Consider the following 22,307-nt stretch of genomic DNA (forward strand, 5'->3'; position numbering starts at 1 on the left):
ACTCTTCGAAAGGGACACCACCTTGGCTTCATCACCGCGCTCCGGTCTGCTCTCAAGCCTGACCAAGCTCTCCACCGCCCGCACCGCCCGCGCCTCCAGCTGGGACCAGACCGGCCGCAACCGCGACAACTGGATTATCATGCCCGGCGAGGAACGGGTCCTGGCCGACATTGAAGGCCCAGGCGCCATCACCCACATCTGGATGACCCAGTCGTGCCGGATCCAGCCGGGCCCCGGCCAGATCTCCCCGGAACTGGTGGGCGTGCCCATGCTGGAAATCCACAACGCCCTCGGCGTTAGTTGGGAAGTGGTGGACCCGGACTACTACCGCAAGATCGTCCTCAAAATGTACTGGGACGGCCAGGACACCCCCAGCGTCATCGCACCCCTGGGCGACTTCTTCGGACTGCTGAACTCCCTGTCCGGCTCCTACGACTCCCTCCCGCTCTCCGTCTCGGCCAAGGAAGGGGAACTGAACACCTTCGGCGGCAGTGCAGCGTTCAACAGCTACTTCGAGATGCCGTTCAACTCCCGGGCCCGGATCGTCGTCGAAAACCAGAACGATATCCCGTACCTGCAGTACTTCTACATCGACTACGAGCTCTACACCGACCCCCTTCCCGAGGACACCGCCTACTTCCACGCCCACTGGCGCCGGCAGAAGCCCAACGCCGGCTGGGCGCCGGACCTGCAGACCAACAGCATTGAGGTGGCCATCCCCAACCTCACCGGTGAGGACAACTACGTGGTCCTGGAGACGGAGGGCCAGGGCCACTACGTGGGCTGCAACCTCGCCGTCCGTCACTTCCAAGGCTCCTGGTGGGGTGAGGGAGACGACATGATCTTCATCGACGACGACACCTGGCCGCCCAGCCTCCACGGCACCGGCATGGAGGACTACTTCGGCCACGCCTGGGGCATGCAGCACAACGCCTTCCTCATGAACGGCACCATGGTCCACGAGGAAAACGTCCCCGGCTTCCACCACAGCTACCGCTTCCACATGACTGACCCCATCAGGTTCCAGAAGCGCATCAAGGTCACCTTCGAGCACGGCCACGCCAACCACCTCTCCGATGACTGGTCCTCCACCGCCTACTGGTACCAGACCCTCCCCTCCCCGACGCTGGACATCGACCCCGTCGAGGAACGCCTGCCGCTGCGGCCGCGCGACCAGGTGGAAGAACGTCCCCTGCCGGAACTGACGCCCACCCAGCAGGCCGCGCGGGACGCGGCCGCCGAGCGGATGCAGCGGTTCACGGAGGCGCGCGACGCCGTCCGGAACGAACGGCGGGCAGAGATTGACGAATGGGAGAAGGCCAACGCCGAGCAGGCGCGGGAAATCCGGCAACGGTACCTCGCCGCCAGCAGCGTTCCGGCCCTCTGACCACCCACCGCACGGAAGGATCAGCATGAACACGCAGGACCCCCGCCCCGCCCTCCACTTCACCGCCGCCGAGGGGTGGATCAACGACCCGCTGGGCGTGACCTGGAAGGACGGCCAGTACCACCTCTTCTATCAGTATGTTCCCGGCCGCACCACGTGGGCGCCCAACTGCCACTGGGGCCACGCCACCTCTCTGGACCTGATCGCCTGGACCGAGCAGGGTGTTGCGGTGGCACCCGGGGAAGGGGACGACGGCGTCTGGTCGGGTTCCATCGTCACCGGCCCGGATGGTGCTGCCACCATGTTCTACACGTCGGTCACCGAACCCGAGATTGGCATCGGCACGGTCCGCACCGCCACGCCTGAAGACGCCTCCTGGAACACGTGGACCAAGGGCGCGAAACTAATGACTGCGCCGGACCTTGGCGTGGTGGCTTACCGGGACCCGTTCGTTTTCCGCGACGGCGAACAATGGCGCATGTTCGTAGGCGCCGGGCTGGAGGGCGGGACGGCCGCCGCGGTTTCCTACAGCTCGCCCGATCTCGCCGAATGGACCCTGGACGGGATCGCCGCGCAGCGGAACGGCACCAAAAAGGACCCCGTCTGGACCGGCACCATGTGGGAATGCCCGCAGCTGTTCGAGATCGACGGCTCACACGTCCTGGTCACCTCCATCTGGGAGGACGACGTGCTGCACTACGTGGCCTACGGCGTGGGCAGCTACGCCGGCGGACAGTTCACCGCCCGGTCGTGGGGCCAGCTCAGCTTTGGCAAGAGCTACTACGCACCGTCCTTCTTCCGGGACAAGGACGGTACACCGTCCTTGATCTTCTGGGTCCGCGGCGTGCTGGACCCCGGCGGGAAGTGGGCCAGCGCGCTCAGCATCCCGCACACCCTGAACCTCGACGGCGACGTCCTGGTGGCCACGCCGCACGCGGACCTTGCCAACTACTCGCAGCCGGGCCGGCTGGAGGAGATGCGTCCCGGGGTTTTCGAGACCGTGCTCGACGGCGGCGCGGACCTGCGCTGCACCGTCACCGCCGGGACCGTCATCCGCCTGTCGGCTGCCGAAGGAGGCTTGTCCCGTTCCGAGGCCGCGATCCTGGCCACCGTCAGTCACGACGGCGAGGGCATCCGGGTGACGGTCGACGGGAACGCCGACTTCGCCGAATCGTTCCTCCCTGCGGATAAGGAGTCCGAGTTGCGCCTGATCATCGACGCCGGCGTGCTGGAACTCTCCGGCCGGCACGGGATCATGGCGGTGCCGCTGCCAATCGCGGAGTCACCGGTGACGCTGAGCGTGAGCGGTGCTGCCGGAACTCCCCTGCTCAGCACTGTGGCCACGCCGGTCAGCAGAGCGGCGGCAAACGAGGAGGCCGACGAGGAGGATCTGTATCTGGCTGCGACCTCGCTGCCGTACATCCTCGGCTAACACCGCCGTCGGGAAGTCTCGGCTTCCCCTGCGGCCGCGATCCGTGTGCAGGAATTGCGGCCGCAGTGGACAGCAATATCCTTCGGGGTTGTCCGGCAGCACCCGCCAACGAGGCGGGCACCAAGTTCACGCCAGATCGCGGTCCCGTCAGCAAGGCCGGGAGCTGTTGACAGTTCACGCCAATGGCCACAACGAGCGGCTGCGCCCTGCTGAGCTTTGCCACCTGCGCCCGCGGCGTACCGTCGCTGATGTGCCCGCCGTCCCGCAGCGTGAACGAGAGCCAGCCTTCGACGTAGAACTCTTCCATGAGCGCCCCCAGGGGCTCAATCCCCCTGTGCTGCAGCGTGAGCAGACGGATACAAAAACGAAACGTTGAGTCGTCCCAGTGAAACATGCCGTGGCTACGCTAATTCCTACCTGAGAGACGGTCCGTCCGCAGGTCGATTGAGAGGAAATAGCCATGCTTTGGAATACCTTGAACCTGTTCTTCACCTCGCGCACTGACGGAAACTCACAAATTGGCGAGGCCGGGTCGCACACCGATTTCCCCCAGGGCCAGCTCACGTCCGCTGCTTGGGAAGGCTGGTGGGACAGCGCCGCGCAGGCATGACAAGCATGGGGTTCCCTTGCCGCCGGGGGTAGGCTCGCCAGCAGTAATCCACGACGGCGGGAGGCGAGGCATGACTGAACCTACAGGCAGTACCGAACTCGAGGACCAAGGGCTGCCATTGACAGCCCTTGCAGTGGCCGCGGGCCGTGCCGTTGAGACGTCACGGGCCGACCCGTTGGTGGCGGATCCGTTCGCCTCCGCCCTGGTGGTTGCCGCCCGCTCCCACCTGGACCTGCCGACGGTGTGGCCGGCGGAACCGGCGGAGGCCCCTCCCCTGCAGCAGCCGCTCCTGCTCGCGTCCATCTACATCGGGATGCGGACCCGGTTCATCGACGACTTCCTGCAGTCCGACTCGCCCACCCCGCAGACGGTGGTTCTCGGTGCGGGCCTCGACACCAGGGCGTTCCGGCTGCGCTGGCCGGAGGGCGCCAAGGTCATTGAGATTGACAGCGCCAACGTTCTGGACTTCAAGGCCCATGTGATGAGCCGGCTTTCGGCGGAGCCCGCGTGCGACCTGATCAGTCTGCCCGCCAACCTTTCCGTGCCGTGGCGGGAGGCGCTCCTCGCCACAGGCTTTGATCCTGGGCAGCCCACCACCTGGGTCCTCGAGGGCCTACTGCCGTACCTGGATGCCGGCTCACAGCAAACCTTGCTGGGCGAAGTTGCGGCGCTGTCGGCGCCGGGATCGCGGGCGGTAATTGAGCGGGCCGTGGCCCTGCCGAAGACGGATGACATAGAAGCCAAGCTGCGCGAGTTCAGTGAACAGACGGGCCTGCCCATGAGCGAGCTGCTGGCGCGGGCCGATCCGCCGGACCCGGTGGAGCTGCTCGAACCAGCAGGCTGGCGGTGCAGCGGGCACACGGTGGAGGAGCTCTGTTCGATGTACGGCCGCGTGCTGTCGCTGGACGCCTCTGTTGGCGGGCCCGATGCAGAGCAGCCCGGACCAGGCGAAACAGCGCTTGGCCAGCCAAACCAGGACCAGTCCCGGGGCGGCTTCGTCACCGCCTGGCTGCCGTGAGCCTGTTCACCTCAGCGCCACCTTCCTGAAGACCGCAGGCCACTTGGCCTTCCTAGGGTGAACGGGTCGGCGGCTCAGCGCCGGCCACCGTCATCCGGGAGGAACCAAAACCATGCGCAAAGTCCTGACCGCAGCGGCCGCCGTCGCGCTTTTCACCGCAGCCATCGGCTCGACGGCTGGCCCCGCCGTCGCTGCCCCGTCGGCGGACGCCGGCACGCCGTCGTCGAACGCTGCCCGTACCGCCACGTCCGCCATCAAGACGAACGAAGGCAACGGCTCCTTCGACCTGCAGTCGCACCGCGGCGGCCGCGGCGAGTGGACCGAGGAATCGCTGGCCGCCTTCGCGAACTCGCTGAAGCTGGGCGTGAGCACGCTCGAACTGGACACCCACCTGACCGAGGACGGCAAGGTGATCGTCTGGCACGACGACACGATGCAGGCCAACAAGTGCGCGGACACCGCGCCGGCCACGCCGAACGACCCCGAGTTCCCCTACGCCGGCGACCGGGTGGCGGAGCTGTCGCTGGCCCAGATCAGGACCCTCAACTGTGGCTACACCCAGCTTGCCGGATACCCGGAGCAGCAGGTGATCGAGGGCAACCGCATCGCCGAACTCAAGGATGTGTTCCAGCTGGTGCGTGACCTCGGCGCCAAGAAGGTCCGCTTCAACGTGGAGACCAAGGTGGAGGACGGCCAGGCCGGCGGCGAGAGTTCCGTGACGCTCACCAAGGCCGTGGTCACCGAGATCTACATGGCGGGGATGTCCGGCCGCACCACGGTGCAGTCGTTCGACTGGTCAACGCTAAACTACACCAGGAAGATCGCCCCGCAGCTGCCGGTCGTGGCGCTCTCCAGCGGCGACGGGTGGCTGCAGGTGGGCAAGCCCGGCGCGGCCCCGGAGCTGGGCGGCATCGACATCGACGATTACGACGGCTCCCTCGCCAAGGCCGCCAAGGCCCTGGGCTACGACGTCATCTCCCCCATGTTCCGTTCCGTCACCCCGCAGATGATCGCGGAAGCCCACGAGTACGGCCTGCCCGTCATCCCGTGGACCGTGAACACCACCGCGGACATGGCGAACCTGATGGACCTCGGCGTGGACGGCATCATCACCGACTACCCCACCCGCCTGCGCACCCTCATGGAGGAGCGGGGGCTGAAGCTGCCGAAGGCTTACGCTGCGGCTGGCTAGGCGCTTTACTGCTAGAACGTACGACGGCCGGCCGTCCCCTTTGAGGGCGGCCTGCCGTCGTCATTTCTTCTATCGATTGCTCCATAACCGCCGTTTTGCGGCTCCAGAAGGGCAGTTATGGAGCAACCGATGAGTTGGGGAGACGAGAAATGGCCCAGTGTCGTTCTTGCGTCTCCGTTTGGGGGGAACGTTTGCGGCGGGCCGCAAATACGATTCAGCATGATCGCAGACTACTTTTCCCGCCGGTTTGCGGAAAGGGGACGGCCCGGAATCGACGGGCTCTCCACAGAACAGCTTCTGGCGCGGACCCGGGCCGCGGAACACTACAATTAGCCCATGGGCTGCTCGGTTGCCGTTGGTGATGGCGTTCGATGGAGAGGACAGCATCGCTTACCTCCGCGATTCCCACACGGCTCACTGGCGATGGAGCTTCCCGACGAACTTGAAGTCCTTCTCACCCGGTAACCGCTCCCCGCAAGGCCTTCCGCCGGCACCCAAGCTGCGCGAGACTGGGCGTGACTAGCCGTTGCAGATGGAGCCGCACCCGTGCCTAAACAACCGACGGTCATCATCTTTGACGTCAACGAAACCCTGTCCGACTTGTCGCCGCTGGCCGACCGGTTCGCCGAAACCGGTGCACCGAGGACGCTCGCCAAGCTGTGGTTCGCCACCCTCCTTCGCGACGGCTTCGCCCTCGCCGCGGCCGGCGACAATAAGACCTTCGCCGAAATCGGGGCGGAGGCACTGCGCGGACTGCTCACCGGCTCGGACCTGAACAGGGAGACCGACGCCGCCGTGGACCACATCATGCAGGGCATGGCCGGCCTGGGGCTCCATCCCGATGTACCGGACGGCGTGTCCGCTCTGAAGGCTTCCGGCTACCGTCTGGTCACGCTCACCAACGGCTCCGCCAGCGTCGCGGAGAGGCTTTTCAACGCCGCCGGAATCCGGGACAGCTTCGACCTTCCTCTATCGGTCGAGGATGCCCCGGCATGGAAGCCAGCCCGCGCGGCCTACGACCACGCCGCCAGGACCTGCGGTGCCGATCCGGAGCAGCTACTCCTGGCGGCGGTCCATCCCTGGGACATCCACGGTGCCGCACGGGCCGGGCTGCAGACCGCCTGGATAAACCGCTCGGGCGCGCCCTACCCGGCGTACTTCACCGCACCCGACTGCACGGCGTCGTCCCTGCCGGACCTGGCCGGCGCGCTGGCCAGCGCCGCGGGTTGAACGCTGCCTCCGGCGGCCGCCCCTTAACCCCAACTGACCCGCAGCTGATATCGTCCTGGGCGTTTAAAACGACATTAGCTGCGAGTCAGCTGGGCCCGCGGGGGACAAGGCTCAGCCAGCCGGTTCGGTTCAGAACCGGAGTCAATTTAGAAGCTGGCGCGCTTCGCCTCAGCGTCCTGGCGGTTCCGTTCCACGTAGCTCGGCTTGGGCAGGCCAACGGATCCGGGCGCACCCGGGAGCTCCTCGCCGCGGAGCGTGGCCTGCGCGGTCTCCCTCATGCAGAGGACACTCACCAGACCGATCACACCGGCAATCGCCATGTACCAGCCCGGCACCAACTGGTTGCCCGTGGTCTCAATCAGCTGGTTGGCCACGGTCTGCGACGGTCCCGCGAAGAACGCCGTGGAAAAGTTGTAGGCAATGGCAAAACCCGTGTACCGCACGGCCGTGGGGAACAGCGCCGGCAGCGTCGAGGACACCGAGGCGACCAGGATCACCAGCAGGAAGCCCAGCACGGCCAGGCCCAGGAACTGCAGGAGCAGGTTCTGCATGCCCAGCAGCATCACCGCCGGCACGGACAGGAGCGTGTAGCCGACCGCAGCTGTGAGCAGCAGCGGCTTGCGCCCCACGCGGTCGGACAGTGCGCCCACCGGGGGAATGGCCACCAGCATCAGGGCCATGATGGCCACCAGCATCCAGTTGCCCTGCGCCGTGCTGTGCCCCAGCTGGCCGCTCAGATACGTGGGCATGTAGCCCAAGATCAGGTAGAATGCCACGTTCAGCAGCACCACGAAGCCCGCCAGGATCAGCAGTTGCCGCCAGTTGTTGCGCAGGACGTGCCGCAGCGGCGACTTGATGGTCTCCTTGTGCTGGGAGGCCTCGGAGAACACCGGCGCCTCCACCAGCCGGGTGCGGATCCACAGCGCGGTGAGGCCCAGCGGGATGGTCAGCAGGAACGGCAACCGCCACCAGCCGGCCTCCATGCCGCCGTCGCCCACGATGGCGATCAGCATGGTGCACACGATCGCGGCCAGCATGAACCCGACCGTGGTGCCGAACTCCAGGAAGGAGCCCAGGAATCCGCGGCGCCGGTCCGGGGCCGACTCCGCCATGTACACCGCCGCGCCGCCGTATTCACCGCCGGCGGAGAAGCCCTGCACCAGGCGGCAGACCAGCAGCAGCACCGGCGCGAGCAGGCCCACCGTGTCCAGCGTCGGCAGCAGGCCGATTGCCCCGGTGGCCAGGGTCATCAGGGTCACTGTGAGCACCATAACCTTCTGCCGGCCCACCCTGTCCCCCAGCGGCCCCAGGATCAGGCCGCCCAGCGGCCGGACCAGGAAGGACAGCGCCAGGGTGGCGAGCGTCAGCGTGACGCCGAGCCCGCCGTCGCCCTTCGCCGAACCGAAAAAGTTGGTGGCCATGTAGATGGTCAGGTAGCCGTAAACGCCGTAGTCGAACCATTCGACGGCGTTGCCCAGCGCCGATCCGAGGATGGAACGGTGCAGCGCCTGCTTGCCCGCCTGGGTGCAGGGTTCCGCACCGGGCGCGGTGTCTGGTTCCGGATGCATGTCCTGCACCGGCTGGGGACTGGTCATCATTGGTTCGTCCTTCAGGAAAGTGGTTTTCATTGGTTGCCGCCTGGGTATGCGGGGTCAGCCGCGGGGCACTGCCATGTACTTGGTCTCGAGGAATTCCTCGATCCCCACGCGTCCGCCTTCACGGCCCAGACCGGAGGCCTTGACTCCGCCGAACGGTGCCGCTGGGTTGGATACGATCCCGGTGTTGAGGCCCACCATGCCCACCTCCAGGGCATCGCCCATCCGGAAGCCGCGGTCCACATCTTGCGTGAACAGGTAGCCCACCAGTCCCCACGGGGTGTCGTTGGCCAGCCGGGTGACTTCCTCCTCGGTGTCGAACGGCACCACGGGGGCCACCGGTCCGAAGATTTCCTGGCTCATCAGGTCCGACTCCGGGCTCACCCCGGACAGCACCGTGGGTGAGTAGAAGTAGCCGGGCCGCTCCGGACGGGAGCCGCCGCACACCACGGTGGCACCCTTGGCGACGGCGTCGTCCACCAGTTCCTGCACCTTGGTGAGCGCCTTCTCCTCGACGAGGGGTCCGACGTCGGTCCCCGACTCGGCGCCGTCGCCCACCTGCAGTGCGCCCAAGCGGGCGGCCAGCTTGCGTGCGAACTCGTCGGCGACGGGGCGCTGCACGAAGAGCCGGTTGGCGGCGGTGCAGGCCTCGCCCATGTTGCGCATCTTCGCGGCGACGGCGCCTTCCACGGCGCGGTCCAGGTCCGCGTCCTCGAACACGATGAACGGCGCGTTGCCGCCCAGTTCCATCGAGGAGCGCATGACGTGCTCGGCGGCCTGCTCCAGCAGGCGCACTCCCACCCCGGTCGATCCGGTGAAGCTGACCTTGCGGGCAATGCCGCTGGACATCCACGGCGACACCACGTCCGAGGCCTTGGTGGTGCACACCACGTTGAGGACGCCCTTGGGCAGCCCGGCCTCGATGAGGATGTCCACCAGCGCCAGGGAGGACAGCGGCGTCAGGTTGGCGGGCTTGAACACCATGGTGCAGCCTGCGGCGATGGCGGGGCCGATCTTACGCGTGCCCATGGCCAGCGGGAAGTTCCACGGCGTGACCAGCACGCATGGGCCCACGGGCTCCTTGGAGACGAGGATCCGGTTCTTGCCGTCACCGGTGGTGGTGAGATCGCCGCCGATTCGCACGGCCTCCTCGGAGAACCATCGGAAGAACTCGGCGGCGTAGGCCACCTCGCCCTTGGCCTCGGCGAAGGGCTTGCCCATCTCCGAGGTCATGATGAGGGCCAGCTCGTCCTGTCGGGCCATGATCAGGTCATAGGCGCGGCGCAGGATCTCGCTGCGCTCCCGCGGCGCGGTCTTGGCCCACTCCTTCTGCACGCGGCCCGCGGTTGCGATGGCGCGCTGGGCGTCCTCCGGCCCGCCGTCGGCCACCGTGGCGATGACCTCTTCGGTGGCGGGGTTGACGACGTCGAAACGCTTGCCGGAGGTCGCTTCCGCCCACTCGCCGTCGATGAACAGGCCGGTGCTGACCTTGGCGATGGCATCCAGTGCCTGCTGCGAGGTGCGGGCGTTGGTGGTCTGGGTAGTCATGTCAGGAATCCTTTTCGGTTGGTAACTGGAAAGTTTTTGGGTCGGCGGGTTGGCGCCCGGGGTCCAGGAGCTGGGCGAGATGGGTTCCGGGGCGCTCCGCTTCGGCGTCCAGCTGCGTGACCTGCATGGCGCAGGAGAACCCGTCCGTGAGGACCACGGACTCCGCGCCGGTGCTGCGCAGCGCCGGCGCCAGCGCCTGCTCGGCCACCTGCATGCTCACCCCGTAGTGCTCCTTCTCGAAGCCGAAGTTGCCCGCCACGCCGCAGCAGCCGGTGGCGTCCACCACTCCGGAAACCCCGACGGCGGCCAGCGCGGCTTTCTGGGTTCCGGCACCGAAGACGGCGTACTCGTGGCAGTGCGTCTGCAGCACCACCTGCTCCGGCAGCGGTTCCGCCGGCGCCGGCGTCCAGCCGGCCTTGGCCAGCTCGCCGACGTGCGCCGCGAAGCTTCGGACCCGGGCCGCCACCCTGCGCGCCTGCTCGGTGTGGACCAGCTCGGGCAGGTCCTTCCTGAGGGCCGCGGCGCAGCTGGGTTCCACCACCACGATGGGGCGGTCGGTGCCGTCGTCCAGCACGTCTGCAGCGTTGCCCAGCAGCTTCTTTGCGGTGTCCAGCTGGCCGGTGGAGATCCAGGTCAGGCCGCAGCAGGCGTCCGCGGAACATTCGGTGCGCTCCCCCGCGCTGGCCAGCACACGTGCCGCGGCGCCCGCCACCTCGGGGCGGAAGCCCTTGGTGAAGGTGTCCACGAACAGCACCACGCCGTCGGTGTTGATCTCATTGACGGCGTCGGCAACCAGGCGGGTGCCGACGCCGTGCTTTTTGCCCTTGCCGGAGGGGCGACGGCCCGGCATTTCCACGCCCGTGGCCGCCACCTCGGCCTGCCATTCACCGGCGCCGGCAAACCGGGGCAGCGTGCGCTCGGTGGTGAGGCCGCCCAGTGCGGCGGCCAACTTGCCCAGCGGCGTGGCGAGCACGGCGTTGACCAACGGCGCCACGCGGCCGGTGATCTTCAGCCAGCGCGGCAGCCAGCCCAGGGAGAAATGCGAGAGCGGGCGGATCCGGCCGCGGTAGTAGTGGTCGAAGAACTCGGACTTGTAGCTGGCCATGTCCACGCCGGTTGGGCAGTCACTGGAACAGGCCTTGCAGGAAAGGCAGAGGTCCAGGGCCTCGCGGACCTCCTCGGACTTCCAGCCCTCCTCCACGGTGCGGGCACCGCGGACCATGTCCTGCAGCACGCGCGAGCGTCCCCGGGTGGAGTCCTTCTCGTCCCGGGTGGCGCGGTAGCTGGGGCACATCACGCCGCCGGCGTCCGTGCGGCAGCGGCCAACGCCGATGCAGCCCTGGACGGCATGGACCCACGGGTCAATGCCGCTGCCGGCCGCGTGCGCAGGGTTGTCCGTTTCCGCCGAGGATCCGCCGCCGGAGTGCAGCGGGCGCAGGTCGAAGCTGGTGCGCCACTCGCGCTGCGGCACGCCGTCCAGCGCCAGGTTCGCGTCTATGGGATCCGGGTCCGTGAGCGAGCCCGGGTTCAGGATGCCTGCCGGGTCCCACAGCCGGCGGTAGGCGGCGAACGCCTCCAGCATCCGCGGGGAGTACATCAGCGGCAACAGTTGGGACCGTGCGCGGCCGTCGCCGTGCTCGCCGGAGAGCGAGCCGCCATGCCGGACCACCAGCTTCGCCGCCTCGCCGGAAAACGCGCGGAAGACCGCCCGGCCTTCCTCGGTGCGCAGGTCGTAGGTGATGCGGATGTGCATGCAACCTGCGCCGAAGTGCCCGTACATGACGCCCTGCAGCCCGAACCGGGTCAGCAGGTCGCGGAACTCGGCCAGGTAGCCGGCCAGGTTTTCCGGCGCGACGGCGGAGTCCTCCCAGCCGGGCCAGGACTCGCCGCCGGTGGACAGCCGGGATGAGAGCCCGGCGCCGTCCTCGCGGACGCGCCACAGCGACGCCCGCTCAACGCTGTCCGGGACGGGACGGCCCTCGACGAGCCGGCCGTTTTCCTGCAGCCGTTCCAGCAGCCTGCCGGCCTCGGCGTGGACTTCGGCGGGGTCGTCGCCGTCGAGGTCCACGTACAGCCATGCCTTGCCGGCCGGCAGGCCCAGCACCGCGCCGTCGCCGCGGCGGAAGCGCATGGTGTCCACGATGGCCTCGTCGATCCCTTCGACGGCGGCCGGCGAGAATTCCAGGATGGTTTCGATGTCCCGCGCCGCATCCACCACGTCCCCATAGCCCAGGCACACCAGCAGGGCGCTCGCCGGCTTGGGCACGAGCTTCATTCGGGCGCCGGTGACAACAACGCAGGTGCCCTCGGATCCCACCAGGGCGCGGGCCACGTTGAAGCCCTTTTCCGGCAGCAGGTTGGCCAGGTGGTAACCCGAGACCTGCCGCTGGATGCGGCCCAGCTCCACCCGGAAGGCGGCCAGGTTGTTTTGCGCCAGCTCCTTCAGCTCCGCCGTCAGGGCGGCGGAGCGCTGTCCGGCGAACGTGTCCTCCGGGTCCGTGGCGCGCAGCCCGCCGGCAGTGGCGGTGAGCCGCGCGCCGTCGGAGGTGACGACGTCGATCTCCGCCACGTGGTCCGAGGTGCGGCCGTAGCGCACAGAGTGGTTCCCGCACGCGTCGTTGCCGAGAGAACCGCCCACGGTGGCCCGGTTCTTCGACGACGGGTCCGGCGCGAAGGTGAACCGGTTGCCGGTTGCCTTCTCCACTTCGCGGGAGAGGACCGCGAGCACCACGCCCGGGTCCACGGCCACGGTGCCTGCTGCCTCGTCGATTGCGTGGATCCGGTTCATGTACCGGGAAAAGTCCAGCACCACGCCGGGTCCGATCGCGTTGCCTGCCATGGACGTGCCGCCGCCGCGGCTCACCAGCGGCGTTCCGGTTTCCCGGCACACAGCGAGCGTTGCCACCACGTCCTCCGTGGACCGCGGGAACACCACGGCCAGCGGAGGCACCCGGTAGTTGGACGCGTCGAAGGAATACTCGGCCAGCCGCCGCGGCGAACTGTCGGCGCTGATCCCGGCCGCGGACAGCCGGTCCAGCACCTGCTGCTGGGCGGCATTGCGGTCCGGGTTCTGTCCAGCGTCCTGTCCGGGCACGGCGGACGAAGCGTCAGGCAGGGAAGATACAGTCATCGCGGAAATCAGGCTCCGGCGGTGGCGGGGACGGCTCCGACGACCGCGCCGACGGCGGCCTCGAAGCGCTCCAGTCCGGTGGCGATCTCCTCGGGGGTGACAACCAGGGCCGGGATCAGTCGGACCACGTTGCCGGCAGGGCCGCAGGTCAGGGTCAGCAGGCCCTGCTCCGTGGTGGCCTGCTGCACGGCGGCGGCAGTGGCGGCGTCCGGCTTGCCCTCCTCGGCGGTGAACTCGATGCCCTGCATGAGCCCGCGGCCGCGGACGTCGCCGATCACCGGGAAGCGCCCCTGGATCTCCTTGAGGCCGGCCTGCAGCTGCTCGCCGCGGATCCGGGAGTTCTCCACGAGACCTTCTTCCTTGACCACTTGCAGGGTGGCCACGCCGGCGGCGGCGGACACAGCGTTGCCGCCGTAGGTGCCGCCCTGGGATCCGGGCCACGCCTTGGCCATGGTCTCCGTGGAGGCCGCGATGGCGGAAATCGGGAAGCCGGAGGCGATGCCCTTGGCAGTGATGATGATGTCCGGGGTGGCGGAGGAGTACTGGTGGCCCCAGAACTTACCGGTGCGGCCCACGCCGGCCTGGACCTCGTCGAAGATCAGCTGGATGCCGTACTTGTCTGCCCGTTCGCGCAGGCCCTCCATGAACGCCGGCGGGGTGGGCAGGTAGCCGCCGTCGCCCAGCGCGGGTTCAATCAGGAACGCGGCGGTGTCGTTGGGGGCGGTGCGGGTCTGCAGCAGGTAGTCCAGTTCCTGCAGCGCGAACTCGACGGCCAGGGCCTCGTCCCAGCCATAGCGGTAGGCGTACGGGAAGGCGGACATGTGGACGCCGGCCATCAGCGGCGCGAAGCCGGCGGAGAACTTGGTGCCGGCCGTCGTCAGGGAGGCGGCGGCGACGGTGCGGCCGTGGAAGCCGCCCTGGAAGACCACGATGTTGGGGCGGCCGGTGGCCATGCGGGCCAGACGGATGGCCGCTTCAACCGCCTCGGAGCCGGAGTTGGCGTAGAAGACGGAGTCGAGGCCGGCGGGAAGGACCTCGCCGAGCTTTTCGGTCAGTTCCAGCAGGGGCTTGTGCATCACGGTGGTGTACTGCGCGTGGATGATCTTGCCCACCTGCTCGCGTGCGGCCGCCACCACCTTCGGGTGGCAGTGGCCGGTGCTGGTCACACCGATGCCGGTGGTGAAGTCGAGGTAGTCCTTGCCGTCAGTCCCGTGGATCCAACTGCCAAGGGCGTGATCCACGACGACGGGGGTAGCTTGCTTGAGTGCGGGGCTGAGGGAAGTCATGCGTTCCATGATGCAGGTCACATCTGTTTATTGTCAACAATCCTGCGATCGGGGTACGGTTGTGGCGTGAGTAACACTGAGAACAAGCAGCGCGTGGTGATTCTCGCCGCCGACGGCCTGCCCCGCCCCTACAACCTGGACGCCATCGAAGCCCTGGCTGACGTCACCGTGACGGATGCCGCCAGCCTGCCCGGCGCGGCTTCCGGCGCGGACATCCTGTTCCTCTGGGATTTTTTCTCCGCCGCACTGAAGGATGCCTGGCCGCACGCGGACTCACTGAAGTGGGTGCATGTCGCGGCCGCCGGCGTGGACGCGATGATGTTCGACGAACTGCGGCGATCCGACGTCGTGGTCACCAACGCCCACGGCACGTTCGACCGGCCCATCGCCGAGTTCGCCCTGGCCTCGATCCTCGCCCACGACAAGCAGCTGCACCTGAGCAAGAAACTGCAGCAGGACTCCGTGTGGCAGCACCGCGAGGTCACCCGCACCGAAGGGTCCCGGGCCCTCGTGGTGGGCACCGGCGGCATCGGCCGCGCCACGGCCCGGCTGCTCCGGGCGGTGGGGTTGGAGGTGCGCGGCGTCGGCCGGACACCGCGGGAGGACGATCGGGACTTCGGCACGGTCCTGTCCAGCGCCGAACTGGCCGAACACGCCGGATGGGCGGACCACGTGGTGCTGATTGCGCCGCTCACGGACCAGACCCGGAACATGGTGGATGCCCGCGTCCTGTCAGCCATGAAGCCCTCGGCCCACCTCGTCAACGTGGGCCGCGGCGCCCTGGTGGATGAGCCGGCGCTGATCCAGGCGCTCCGCGACGGGCGGATCGCCGCCGCGTCTTTGGACGTGTTCAGCGAGGAGCCCGTCCCGGCGTCCCACCCCTTCTGGGGCATGGAGAACGTCCACATGTCCGCGCACATGTGCGGCGACGTCGTGGGCTGGCGAGACGCCCTGGCCCGGCAGTTCCAGGACAACCTGGAGCGCTGGACCGCGGGCGAAAAGCTGTCCAACGTGGTGGACAAGGAACGCGGCTACGTCAGCCGCGCCTGACCTGGGCAGCAGCACCGCGCCGCCCCGGAGGCGGGGCGGCGGCCCGCCCGTCCGCGGCTCGGCGGATTTGCCGCGCGGCCCGTTTCCGGCGTGGCTCATTTGTGTGATCCGTGCCACATGCACTAAATTGTAGACAATCTACTAATCATTATCGGAGGTGTTTTTTGCTGTTCAGCCAAGAGGAGTACGACGCCCGGCTCGCCGGTGTCCGAGTGCGCATGGCAAAGCAGGGGCTTTCCGCCCTGCTGGTGACCGACCCGGCCAATATCTACTACCTGACCGGGTACAACGCGTGGTCCTTTTACACCCCGCAGCTGGTCTTCGTCCCAGCTGACGGCCCAATGCTGCTGTTCACCCGCGCCATGGACGCCGGCGGGGCCTTCCGCACCAGCTGGCTCCCGCAGGACTGCATCGTGGGCTATCCCGAGCAGTATGTCCACCGCCCGCACGTGCACCCCTTCGACTGGGTGGCCTTCGCCCTCCGCGAGCGCTACCTCATCGCCCCGGCGGCCAAGGGCTGCGTGGGCCTGGAGATGGACTCGCACTTTTTCTCCCCCAAGGCATACCGTTCCCTGGTTAACGCCATTCCGGAATGGACGCTGGTGGACAGCTTCGAGCTGGTCAACTGGGTCCGCTCCATCAAGTCCCCCGCCGAGATCCAGCTGATGCGGGGCGCGGCGCAGGTCTGCATGGCGGCCATGGAGGCCGCCGTCGAAACCATCGACGTCGGCGTCCGCCAGTGTGATGCCGCGGCGGCCATCAGCCAGGCGCAGATCAAGGGCGCCAACGGCATCGGCGGCGACTACCCGGCCATCGTGCCCATGCTCCCCACCGGCGAGGCCGCGGACACCCCGCACTTGACCTGGAGCGAGGACCGCTTCGAGGCCGGCCAGGCCGTGGTGATCGAACTCGCCGGCGCGCACCAGCGGTACCATGTCCCGCTGGCCCGCACACTGACCCTGGGCAAGAAGCCGGACCGCCTCACCAAACTGGCCGACGCCGTCGCCGACGGCCTTAACGCCGTCCTGACCGAGGTGCAGCCGGGTGTTCCCGTTCGCGAACTGGCCCGGGCGTGGAACTGGACGCTGGCCAAGTACGGCCTGGAAAAGCCGTCCCGCATCGGCTACTCGATCGGCGTCGGCTACCCGCCCGACTGGGGCGAGCGCACCATCTCCATCCGCTCCGAGGAGGAATCCGTCCTGGCGGAAAACATGACCTTCCACGTAATCGGGGGCATGTGGATGGACAACTACGGCTACGAACTCTCCGAATCCATCCGCGTCACGGCCGACGGCGTGGAAACCTTCACCAGCTACCCCCGAGAACTTCTGCAGAAAGGCGGCTAGTCCGTGACTGTTGACCACTTTGCCACCCGCTCGCGCGCCACGCTGCCGTTGGCCGACCGCACCGCCGACCTCGTCGGTTCCGTGATCGACTCCAGCACCTCACTGCTGGCCTCGCAGACCCATGACGTCGTCCGCTTTGCCATGGGCTCCCCCGCGGACGAGGCCGTGCCGCTGGAGGAATTCCGCGAGATTGCCGGCCAGGTGCTGGATCACGGCTCCATGACCTACGGCGCCACCGAGGGCGAGCCCGTACTGCTCGAGGCCCTCGTGGAGTACCTCGCCGGGACCTCGGATCCCACGGACGTGGAACGCATCACCATCACGTCCGGCGGCATGCAGGGCCTGGATCTGGCCTGCAAGCTCTTCGTCAATCACGGCGACCTGGTGATCGTGGAAAGCCCCACCTACACCAACGGCAGCGCCACCGCCCTGAGCTACGGCGCCGAACTGCTCGAGGCCCCGACCGACGAAAACGGCCTCATCGTGGAGGCCCTGCCCGAGCTGGTTGCTGCCGCCGGCCGCACGCCCAAGGCGATCTACACCATCCCCAACTTCCAGAACCCCGCCGGCGTCACAATGTCCCTGCCGCGCCGGCACCAGCTGCTGGAGCTCGCGCACGAGTGGAACTCGGTCATCATCGACGACGATCCCTACGGGCTGCTCCGCTTCCAGGGCGAGGACCTGCCCTCCCTGCAGGCCCTGAGCCCGGCCGATCCCCTGCTGTTCTCGGTCCGGACCTTCTCCAAGATCCTGGCCCCGGGCCTGCGCGTGGGCTGGGTGGACACGGATCCGGCGCTGCGCCAGCTGGTCATCAACGCCAAGCAGGCGATGGACACGTGCACCAACGTTCCCGCGCAGCACATCGTGGCCGAGTTCGTCCGCCGCGGCGGCCTGGACAACCACCTCGCCGGGCTGCGCACCGAGTACAAGCGCCGCAAGGACGCCATGCAGGAACACCTTCGCCGCCACCTCGGCGGCCGTGTCACCACCACCGACCCCGAGGGCGGCTTCTTCCTCTGGCTCACGCTTCAGGGCGAGGACGCCCGGATTTCCACGCGGAAGCTGTTTGAGACGGCCCTCGCCGAAGGCGTTGCCTTCATCCCCGGCCCCGCCTTGTCCGCCAGCGGAAAGTTCGACGACGCCCTGCGGCTCTGCTTTGCATCCACCACTCCCGAACGGGCCGAGGAAGGCGTCATCCGGCTGCGCCGGGCGATGGACCGGGAGCTGGCGGTGCTGAAGGGCGGGGAATCCGCTTGAGCACGCCGCTTGATTCGGAGGGAAAGTCAGTGGAGGACAGTGTCCTCGGCCTGATCAGCGAGGCCGAACTGGTCTCGCTGACCACCGCCCTTGTGGCCGCCGGGGGCGAAAACCCCGGCGGCACCGAGGAGGCCACCGTGGAGGTCCTAAGAAACTTCTGCCTGGGTGCCGGCCTGGAGGTGTCCACGGACACCGTGGCCCCGGGGCGGCCGAACTTCACGGCCGTCCTGCCGGGCGGCACCTCCCCCGGCATCCTGTTCCTGGGGCACTCCGACGTCGTTCCTGCCGGGACCGGCTGGGAGCGGCCGCCGTTTGAGCCCTATGTCCGGGACGGCAGGCTCTTTGGCCGCGGCTCCACGGACATGAAGGGCGGCCTCGCCGCCGTGCTCATCGCACTGAAGGCACTCCGCGACGCCGGCGCCGAGCTGCCTGGCAACGCGGCGCTCGCCTGCACGGTGGACGAGGAGGACCTGGGCATCGGCATCCGCGCCTACACCGCCGCCGCCCTGGCGGACCCGACCTTCTCCTACTCCGCCTGCGTGGTGGCCGAACCCACCGACCTCGAGACGGTGATCGGCTGCCGCGGGGACAGCTACATCGAGCTAAAGGTCACCGGCAAGTCGGCCCACTCGGGCCGGCCGGCGGACGGCCGCAACGCCATCGGCGCCGCGGCGAAGATCCTGGATCTGGTCCGCGAGGACCACACCCGGCTGCAGGCGGACCTCGATCCGCTGCTGGGCGCCGGCACCTGGAACATCGGCCTCATCAGCGGCGGCACCGGAACGTCCATGGTGGCGGCCGAGTGCACCGTGTCCCTTGACCGGCGACTGATGCCCGACGACGACGCCCACCTGATTCTGGACAAGCTCCGCGCCCGGATCAGCGAGGCCGGAATCGACTCCGACGGCATCACCGTGGAGGCCACCGTGACCATGGAGATGCCGGGGTTCCGTACGCCAGAGTCCCATCCGCTGGTGGCCAACGCCGTGGCCGCCCTGGCCGACGCCGGCGTCACCAGCCCCATCAGCGGCTGGACCGCAGCCTGCGACGGCGGCTTCGTGGCCCGCGACCTCGACATGCCGGCCATCGTCATGGGGCCGGGCGGGCTCAACGACCAGGCCCACCAGGTCAATGAGTCTGTCAGCATCGCCGAGATCGTGGCGGCCGCCAAGGCGTATGCCCTCATGTGCCTGCGCCATCCGGCCGGCCTGAGCCCCGGTCCCGCTTAGACGGTCCCATTAGCAAGAAAGCGGCCAGCTGCACATAACGTGCAGCCGGCCGCTTCTTTGGTGTGCGTTTCTAGGCCGTCGCGGCTTCCGCCCCGCCATTGTCGGTGAGCCGCTCCAGGGCGTCCTCCATGTGGCTGATCAGGAGCCGTCCGACGCGTTCCGTGTCGCCGTCCGCCAGCGCCTCGGCGATGGCGTGATGTTCCGCCACCCGGGTGTGCGGGTCCGGGTACTTCTTCTCCAGCGCCGTCAGGCACATGCGGGTCTCGGTGAGCAACGTGTTGTGCATGCGGGTGAGCCGGGTGCTGTCGGCAGCCGCCACCAGTGCGGCGTGGTACTCCATGTCCGCCTCGGACATCGCGTCCAGGTCGCCCTTGTCCGCGGCCCTCTTCATGGCCTTCACCACCTGCAGCAGCCGCACCGCAACTTCCTTGCCGCTCTTCTGCAGGATGAGTTCGGAGGCGGCGCGTTCGACGGCGGTGCGGGCCACATACATGTCCCGCACCTCCTCGTCGGTCATGGTGATGACGAACAGCCCGCGGTTCCGGATGCTGATGAGCAGGCCTTCCTGCGTCAGGCGCTGCATGGCCTCGCGGAGCGGTCCGCGGCTCACGCCCAGTTCCTTTGCCAGTTCGGCCTCGCCCAGCTGCGCTCCGGGCGCAATTTGGCCGAGCCCGATCGCAGTCCGCAATTTGCCGGCAATGATTGATGGCGTGGATTCGCGCACCACGGGCTCAAATCTTTGCATCGGGAACCACATTTCGTTCGGGGGTCCGGCTGCTGCCTTCGCGCGCCAGACCCGTACTGGAAGTCCGTCCCGGAGGGCGGGCCAAAATTCTTGTCTACAATCCTACAGGATTACGCGCAGGTAGTTGAATGGTCAGCAAAGAAGTAACGCCGGGCCGCCCTTTGCGGGCGGCCCGGCGTGCGGAGTTTACGGCGTGGTGTCCACGGCCCGTGAATATGTCAGGGTCTCATCCCTGGCCCCGCCCATCCAGATGTCCTGGCAGGCCGAGGCCATTTCGTCCAGCCCTTCCACGATCGTGGCAAAGACATTCCCGGGCACCCAGCCCGTATCTCCGTTGAGCAGCAGGTTGTTGCGGCCGTAAAACACAGCCAGGTCCACGATGGTCTGCACCGCGTCCGTCTCCGAATCGGCCTCGTACCCATGGGAGGGAGTCTTGAGGTCATTCGAGGTGAAGGTGAAGTAGCAAACGTCGCCGGGAATCGGTGTGACCGTGGTGTTCTCGGCGCCGGGCTCGGCCACAGCGAAGGCCGGCACCAGGTTGTAGATCTCGTTGCGGGCATACTTGCCGTGGAAAACCTGACCGCTGAGCGGCAGCGCGTCCCAGACGGCGTTGGCCGTGCGGGGTGCCGCGTCATCGTGCAGGAGTGCCTTGCAGGTCACGCCGCGCTTTTCAAGGGTGATGTTGATGTATCGGGCCATGTTCTTCCTCCGGTTCGGGGGGGATCGGTTCGGGGTGGGGATTAGTTCGGTGCGGGAATCAGTTCCGCGTGGGGGTGGACAGCTCCGCGGTGGTGGCGGGCCGGCGGCGGCACCAGTCAGTGGCACCCTGGTAGGCGGCGGCCACGGACAGCACGGCCGCGTCGCCGTGCCGCGGCCCGATGATCTGAAGCCCGACCGGAAGAGCGTCGCTGGTGAATCCGCACGGCACGCTGATGGCGGGCTGCTGGGTGAGGTTAAAGGGGTAGGTGTAGGGCGTCCAGGACGTCCAGTCCTGCGAGTCCGAGCCGGCCGGGACATCCCGGCCGGCCTCGAACGCGGGGATGGGCAGGGTGGGCGTCACCAGCAGGTCATACTGCTCGTGCAGTAGCCCCATCTCCCGGCCCAGCTTCATGCGGACCGCCGTGGCGTCGAGGAAGTCGCTGGCACTGAAGCCGGCATGCCGTTCCAGCGCGGCGGCAAGGTGCGGGTCGATCCGTTCGATGGCGCGCGGGCCGTAGCCCTCAACCACCTTGGCTGCGCCACTGAACCACAGCACGTGGTAGGCGTCTACCGGGTCCGACCAGCCGAGGTCGATTTCCTCAACATCTGCGCCGAGCTCGCGCAGCAACCCCACGGCGCTGCGGACGGCCGCTTCAACTTCGGGATGGTTGATGCCGTAGCCAAGGTCCGGGCTGAAGGCGATACTCCGGCCGCGCAGCCCGTCGCCCAGGGATTCCAGGAAGGAGCGCGTGGGGGCGGGTCCGGCGGACCAGTCGCGGGCGTCGGGCTGCGACAGAATGTCCATCATCAGCGCGGCGTCCTCCACGCTGCGTGTGATGGGACCGGCGTGGGCCAGCGTACCGAAGGGACTAGCCGGGTAGAGCGGCACAGTTCCGTACGTGGGCTTGAAGCCGACGGTGCCGGTAAAGCCGGCCGGGATCCGAATGGAACCTCCGCCGTCGGTACCCACGGACCATGGACCCATGCCTTGGCTCACCGCCGCGGCACTGCCGCCGCTGGAGCCACCGGACGTGCGGGTCGGGTCCCACGGATTCCGCGTGACCCCGCAGCGCGGGCTGTCGGTCACGCCCTTCCAGCCAAATTCGGGGCTGGTGACCTTGCCGAGCAGGACGGCGCCGTTTTCGCGCAGCCGGGCGATGGCGGGCGCGTCCTCGTCCCAGTCGCCACCGGGCGAGGTGAGCATTGAGCCGCGGAGCGTGGGCCAGCCCCTGGTCAGCAGCAGGTCCTTGATTGAGGTCGGAACGCCGTCGGCCAGGCCCCGGGGTTCGTTCCTGCGCCAGCGCGCTTCCGACTCGCTTGCTTCCTGCAGCGCAGCCTCAGGCTCGACGAGGCAGAACGCATTGATGCCGGCGTCGTGGCGGTCAATCGAGTCCAGCGCTGCGCGCGTCGCCTCCACGGGCGAGGCTTCGCCGGATCGGTAGGCGGCCAGCAGTTCGGTGGCTGTGGCCCATTCCAGTGCATCAATCACGCGCAAATCTCCCTTGTTGTTCCTGTGGTGCAGATAACACTGCGGTCAGGCTATGTGCGATGCG

General features: G+C 68.0%; 17 protein-coding genes and 1 pseudogene. 10 read left to right on the plus strand and 8 right to left on the minus strand.

Going from position 1 to position 22,307, the window contains the following annotated elements; translation table 11 throughout:
* Positions 1-22 precede the first annotated feature (22 nt).
* Entirely contained in the window at positions 23-1,387 is a 1,365-nt protein-coding gene (locus DBZ45_RS05080; protein ID WP_111902849.1) for a glycoside hydrolase family 172 protein, read from the plus strand.
* A 25-nt stretch (positions 1,388-1,412) separates the two neighbouring features.
* Complete coding sequence (locus DBZ45_RS05085; protein WP_111902850.1) at positions 1,413-2,819, plus strand: glycoside hydrolase family 32 protein; 1,407 nt, start codon at positions 1,413-1,415, stop codon at positions 2,817-2,819.
* Here the strand turns inward: DBZ45_RS05085 and DBZ45_RS05090 are convergent.
* A pseudogene (locus tag DBZ45_RS05090) lies at positions 2,816-3,213 on the minus strand (homocysteine S-methyltransferase family protein). The gene DBZ45_RS05085 and the pseudogene DBZ45_RS05090 sit on opposite strands and share 4 nt — an antisense overlap.
* Positions 3,214-3,279: 66 nt before the next feature.
* Here DBZ45_RS05090 and DBZ45_RS22895 point away from each other — a divergent pair.
* The 4 genes from DBZ45_RS22895 to DBZ45_RS05105 all read left to right on the plus strand — a co-directional run bounded on the left by DBZ45_RS22895 (position 3,280) and on the right by DBZ45_RS05105 (position 6,869).
* A complete protein-coding gene (locus DBZ45_RS22895; protein WP_190243018.1) occupies positions 3,280-3,429 on the plus strand; it encodes a hypothetical protein in 150 nt (49 codons plus the stop codon).
* Positions 3,430-3,499: 70 nt separating this feature from the next.
* Complete coding sequence (locus DBZ45_RS05095) at positions 3,500-4,447, plus strand: SAM-dependent methyltransferase (protein ID WP_111902851.1); 948 nt, start codon at positions 3,500-3,502, stop codon at positions 4,445-4,447.
* A gap of 112 nt (positions 4,448-4,559) precedes the next feature.
* Positions 4,560-5,639 (plus strand): glycerophosphodiester phosphodiesterase family protein, encoded by a 1,080-nt coding sequence (locus DBZ45_RS05100; protein ID WP_111902852.1) that lies wholly within the window; start codon positions 4,560-4,562, stop codon positions 5,637-5,639.
* A gap of 546 nt (positions 5,640-6,185) precedes the next feature.
* Positions 6,186-6,869 carry a haloacid dehalogenase type II gene (locus DBZ45_RS05105; RefSeq protein WP_111902853.1) on the plus strand — a complete coding sequence of 228 codons (684 nt, stop codon included), beginning with the start codon at positions 6,186-6,188 and terminating at the stop codon, positions 6,867-6,869.
* Positions 6,870-7,015: 146 nt separating this feature from the next.
* On the opposite strand, the gene DBZ45_RS05110 is transcribed toward DBZ45_RS05105, so the two are convergent.
* From DBZ45_RS05110 to DBZ45_RS05125, 4 genes are read right to left on the minus strand one after another with little or no spacing between them, the layout of a single operon-like run.
* Entirely contained in the window at positions 7,016-8,497 is a 1,482-nt protein-coding gene (locus tag DBZ45_RS05110) for an MFS transporter (RefSeq protein ID WP_223256934.1), read from the minus strand.
* 24 nt (positions 8,498-8,521) lie between these two features.
* Complete coding sequence (locus DBZ45_RS05115) at positions 8,522-10,012, minus strand: NAD-dependent succinate-semialdehyde dehydrogenase (RefSeq protein WP_111902854.1); 1,491 nt, start codon at positions 10,010-10,012, stop codon at positions 8,522-8,524.
* A 1-nt stretch (position 10,013) separates the two neighbouring features.
* The gene (locus DBZ45_RS05120; RefSeq protein ID WP_111902855.1) at positions 10,014-13,142 is read right to left on the minus strand and encodes an FAD-binding and (Fe-S)-binding domain-containing protein; all 3,129 of its coding nucleotides are present in this window, start codon (positions 13,140-13,142) and stop codon (positions 10,014-10,016) included.
* 8 nt (positions 13,143-13,150) lie between these two features.
* Complete coding sequence (locus tag DBZ45_RS05125; RefSeq protein WP_111902856.1) at positions 13,151-14,428, minus strand: aspartate aminotransferase family protein; 1,278 nt, start codon at positions 14,426-14,428, stop codon at positions 13,151-13,153.
* 66 nt (positions 14,429-14,494) lie between these two features.
* Here DBZ45_RS05125 and DBZ45_RS05130 point away from each other — a divergent pair, with 66 nt between their 5' ends.
* The 4 genes from DBZ45_RS05130 to DBZ45_RS05145 all read left to right on the plus strand — a co-directional run bounded on the left by DBZ45_RS05130 (position 14,495) and on the right by DBZ45_RS05145 (position 19,310).
* Entirely contained in the window at positions 14,495-15,478 is a 984-nt protein-coding gene (locus DBZ45_RS05130; RefSeq protein WP_190243019.1) for a D-2-hydroxyacid dehydrogenase, read from the plus strand.
* A 164-nt stretch (positions 15,479-15,642) separates the two neighbouring features.
* Positions 15,643-16,824, plus strand: coding sequence for a M24 family metallopeptidase (locus DBZ45_RS05135; protein WP_111902857.1), 1,182 nt, complete (start codon positions 15,643-15,645; stop codon positions 16,822-16,824).
* Positions 16,825-16,827: 3 nt separating this feature from the next.
* Positions 16,828-18,081, plus strand: coding sequence for an aminotransferase-like domain-containing protein (locus DBZ45_RS05140; protein WP_111902858.1), 1,254 nt, complete (start codon positions 16,828-16,830; stop codon positions 18,079-18,081).
* Positions 18,078-19,310: a M20 family metallopeptidase gene (locus tag DBZ45_RS05145; protein ID WP_111902859.1), complete on the plus strand. Its 1,233-nt coding sequence runs from the start codon at positions 18,078-18,080 to the stop codon at positions 19,308-19,310. The genes DBZ45_RS05140 and DBZ45_RS05145 overlap by 4 nt, the downstream gene beginning before the upstream one ends.
* A 70-nt stretch (positions 19,311-19,380) precedes the next feature.
* On the opposite strand, the gene DBZ45_RS05150 is transcribed toward DBZ45_RS05145, so the two are convergent.
* From DBZ45_RS05150 to DBZ45_RS05160, 3 genes are all read right to left on the minus strand, one after another.
* Positions 19,381-20,055, minus strand: a complete 675-nt coding sequence (locus DBZ45_RS05150) for a GntR family transcriptional regulator (RefSeq protein ID WP_111903000.1) — start codon at positions 20,053-20,055, stop codon at positions 19,381-19,383.
* A gap of 186 nt (positions 20,056-20,241) precedes the next feature.
* The gene (locus DBZ45_RS05155) at positions 20,242-20,754 is read right to left on the minus strand and encodes a DUF3830 family protein (RefSeq protein ID WP_111902860.1); all 513 of its coding nucleotides are present in this window, start codon (positions 20,752-20,754) and stop codon (positions 20,242-20,244) included.
* 58 nt (positions 20,755-20,812) lie between these two features.
* A complete protein-coding gene (locus DBZ45_RS05160; RefSeq protein ID WP_111903001.1) occupies positions 20,813-22,243 on the minus strand; it encodes an amidase in 1,431 nt (476 codons plus the stop codon).
* Positions 22,244-22,307: the final 64 nt, after the last annotated feature.

The organism is Arthrobacter globiformis, from assembly GCF_003261175.1.
GTDB classification, from domain to species: domain Bacteria; phylum Actinomycetota; class Actinomycetes; order Actinomycetales; family Micrococcaceae; genus Arthrobacter; species Arthrobacter globiformis_A.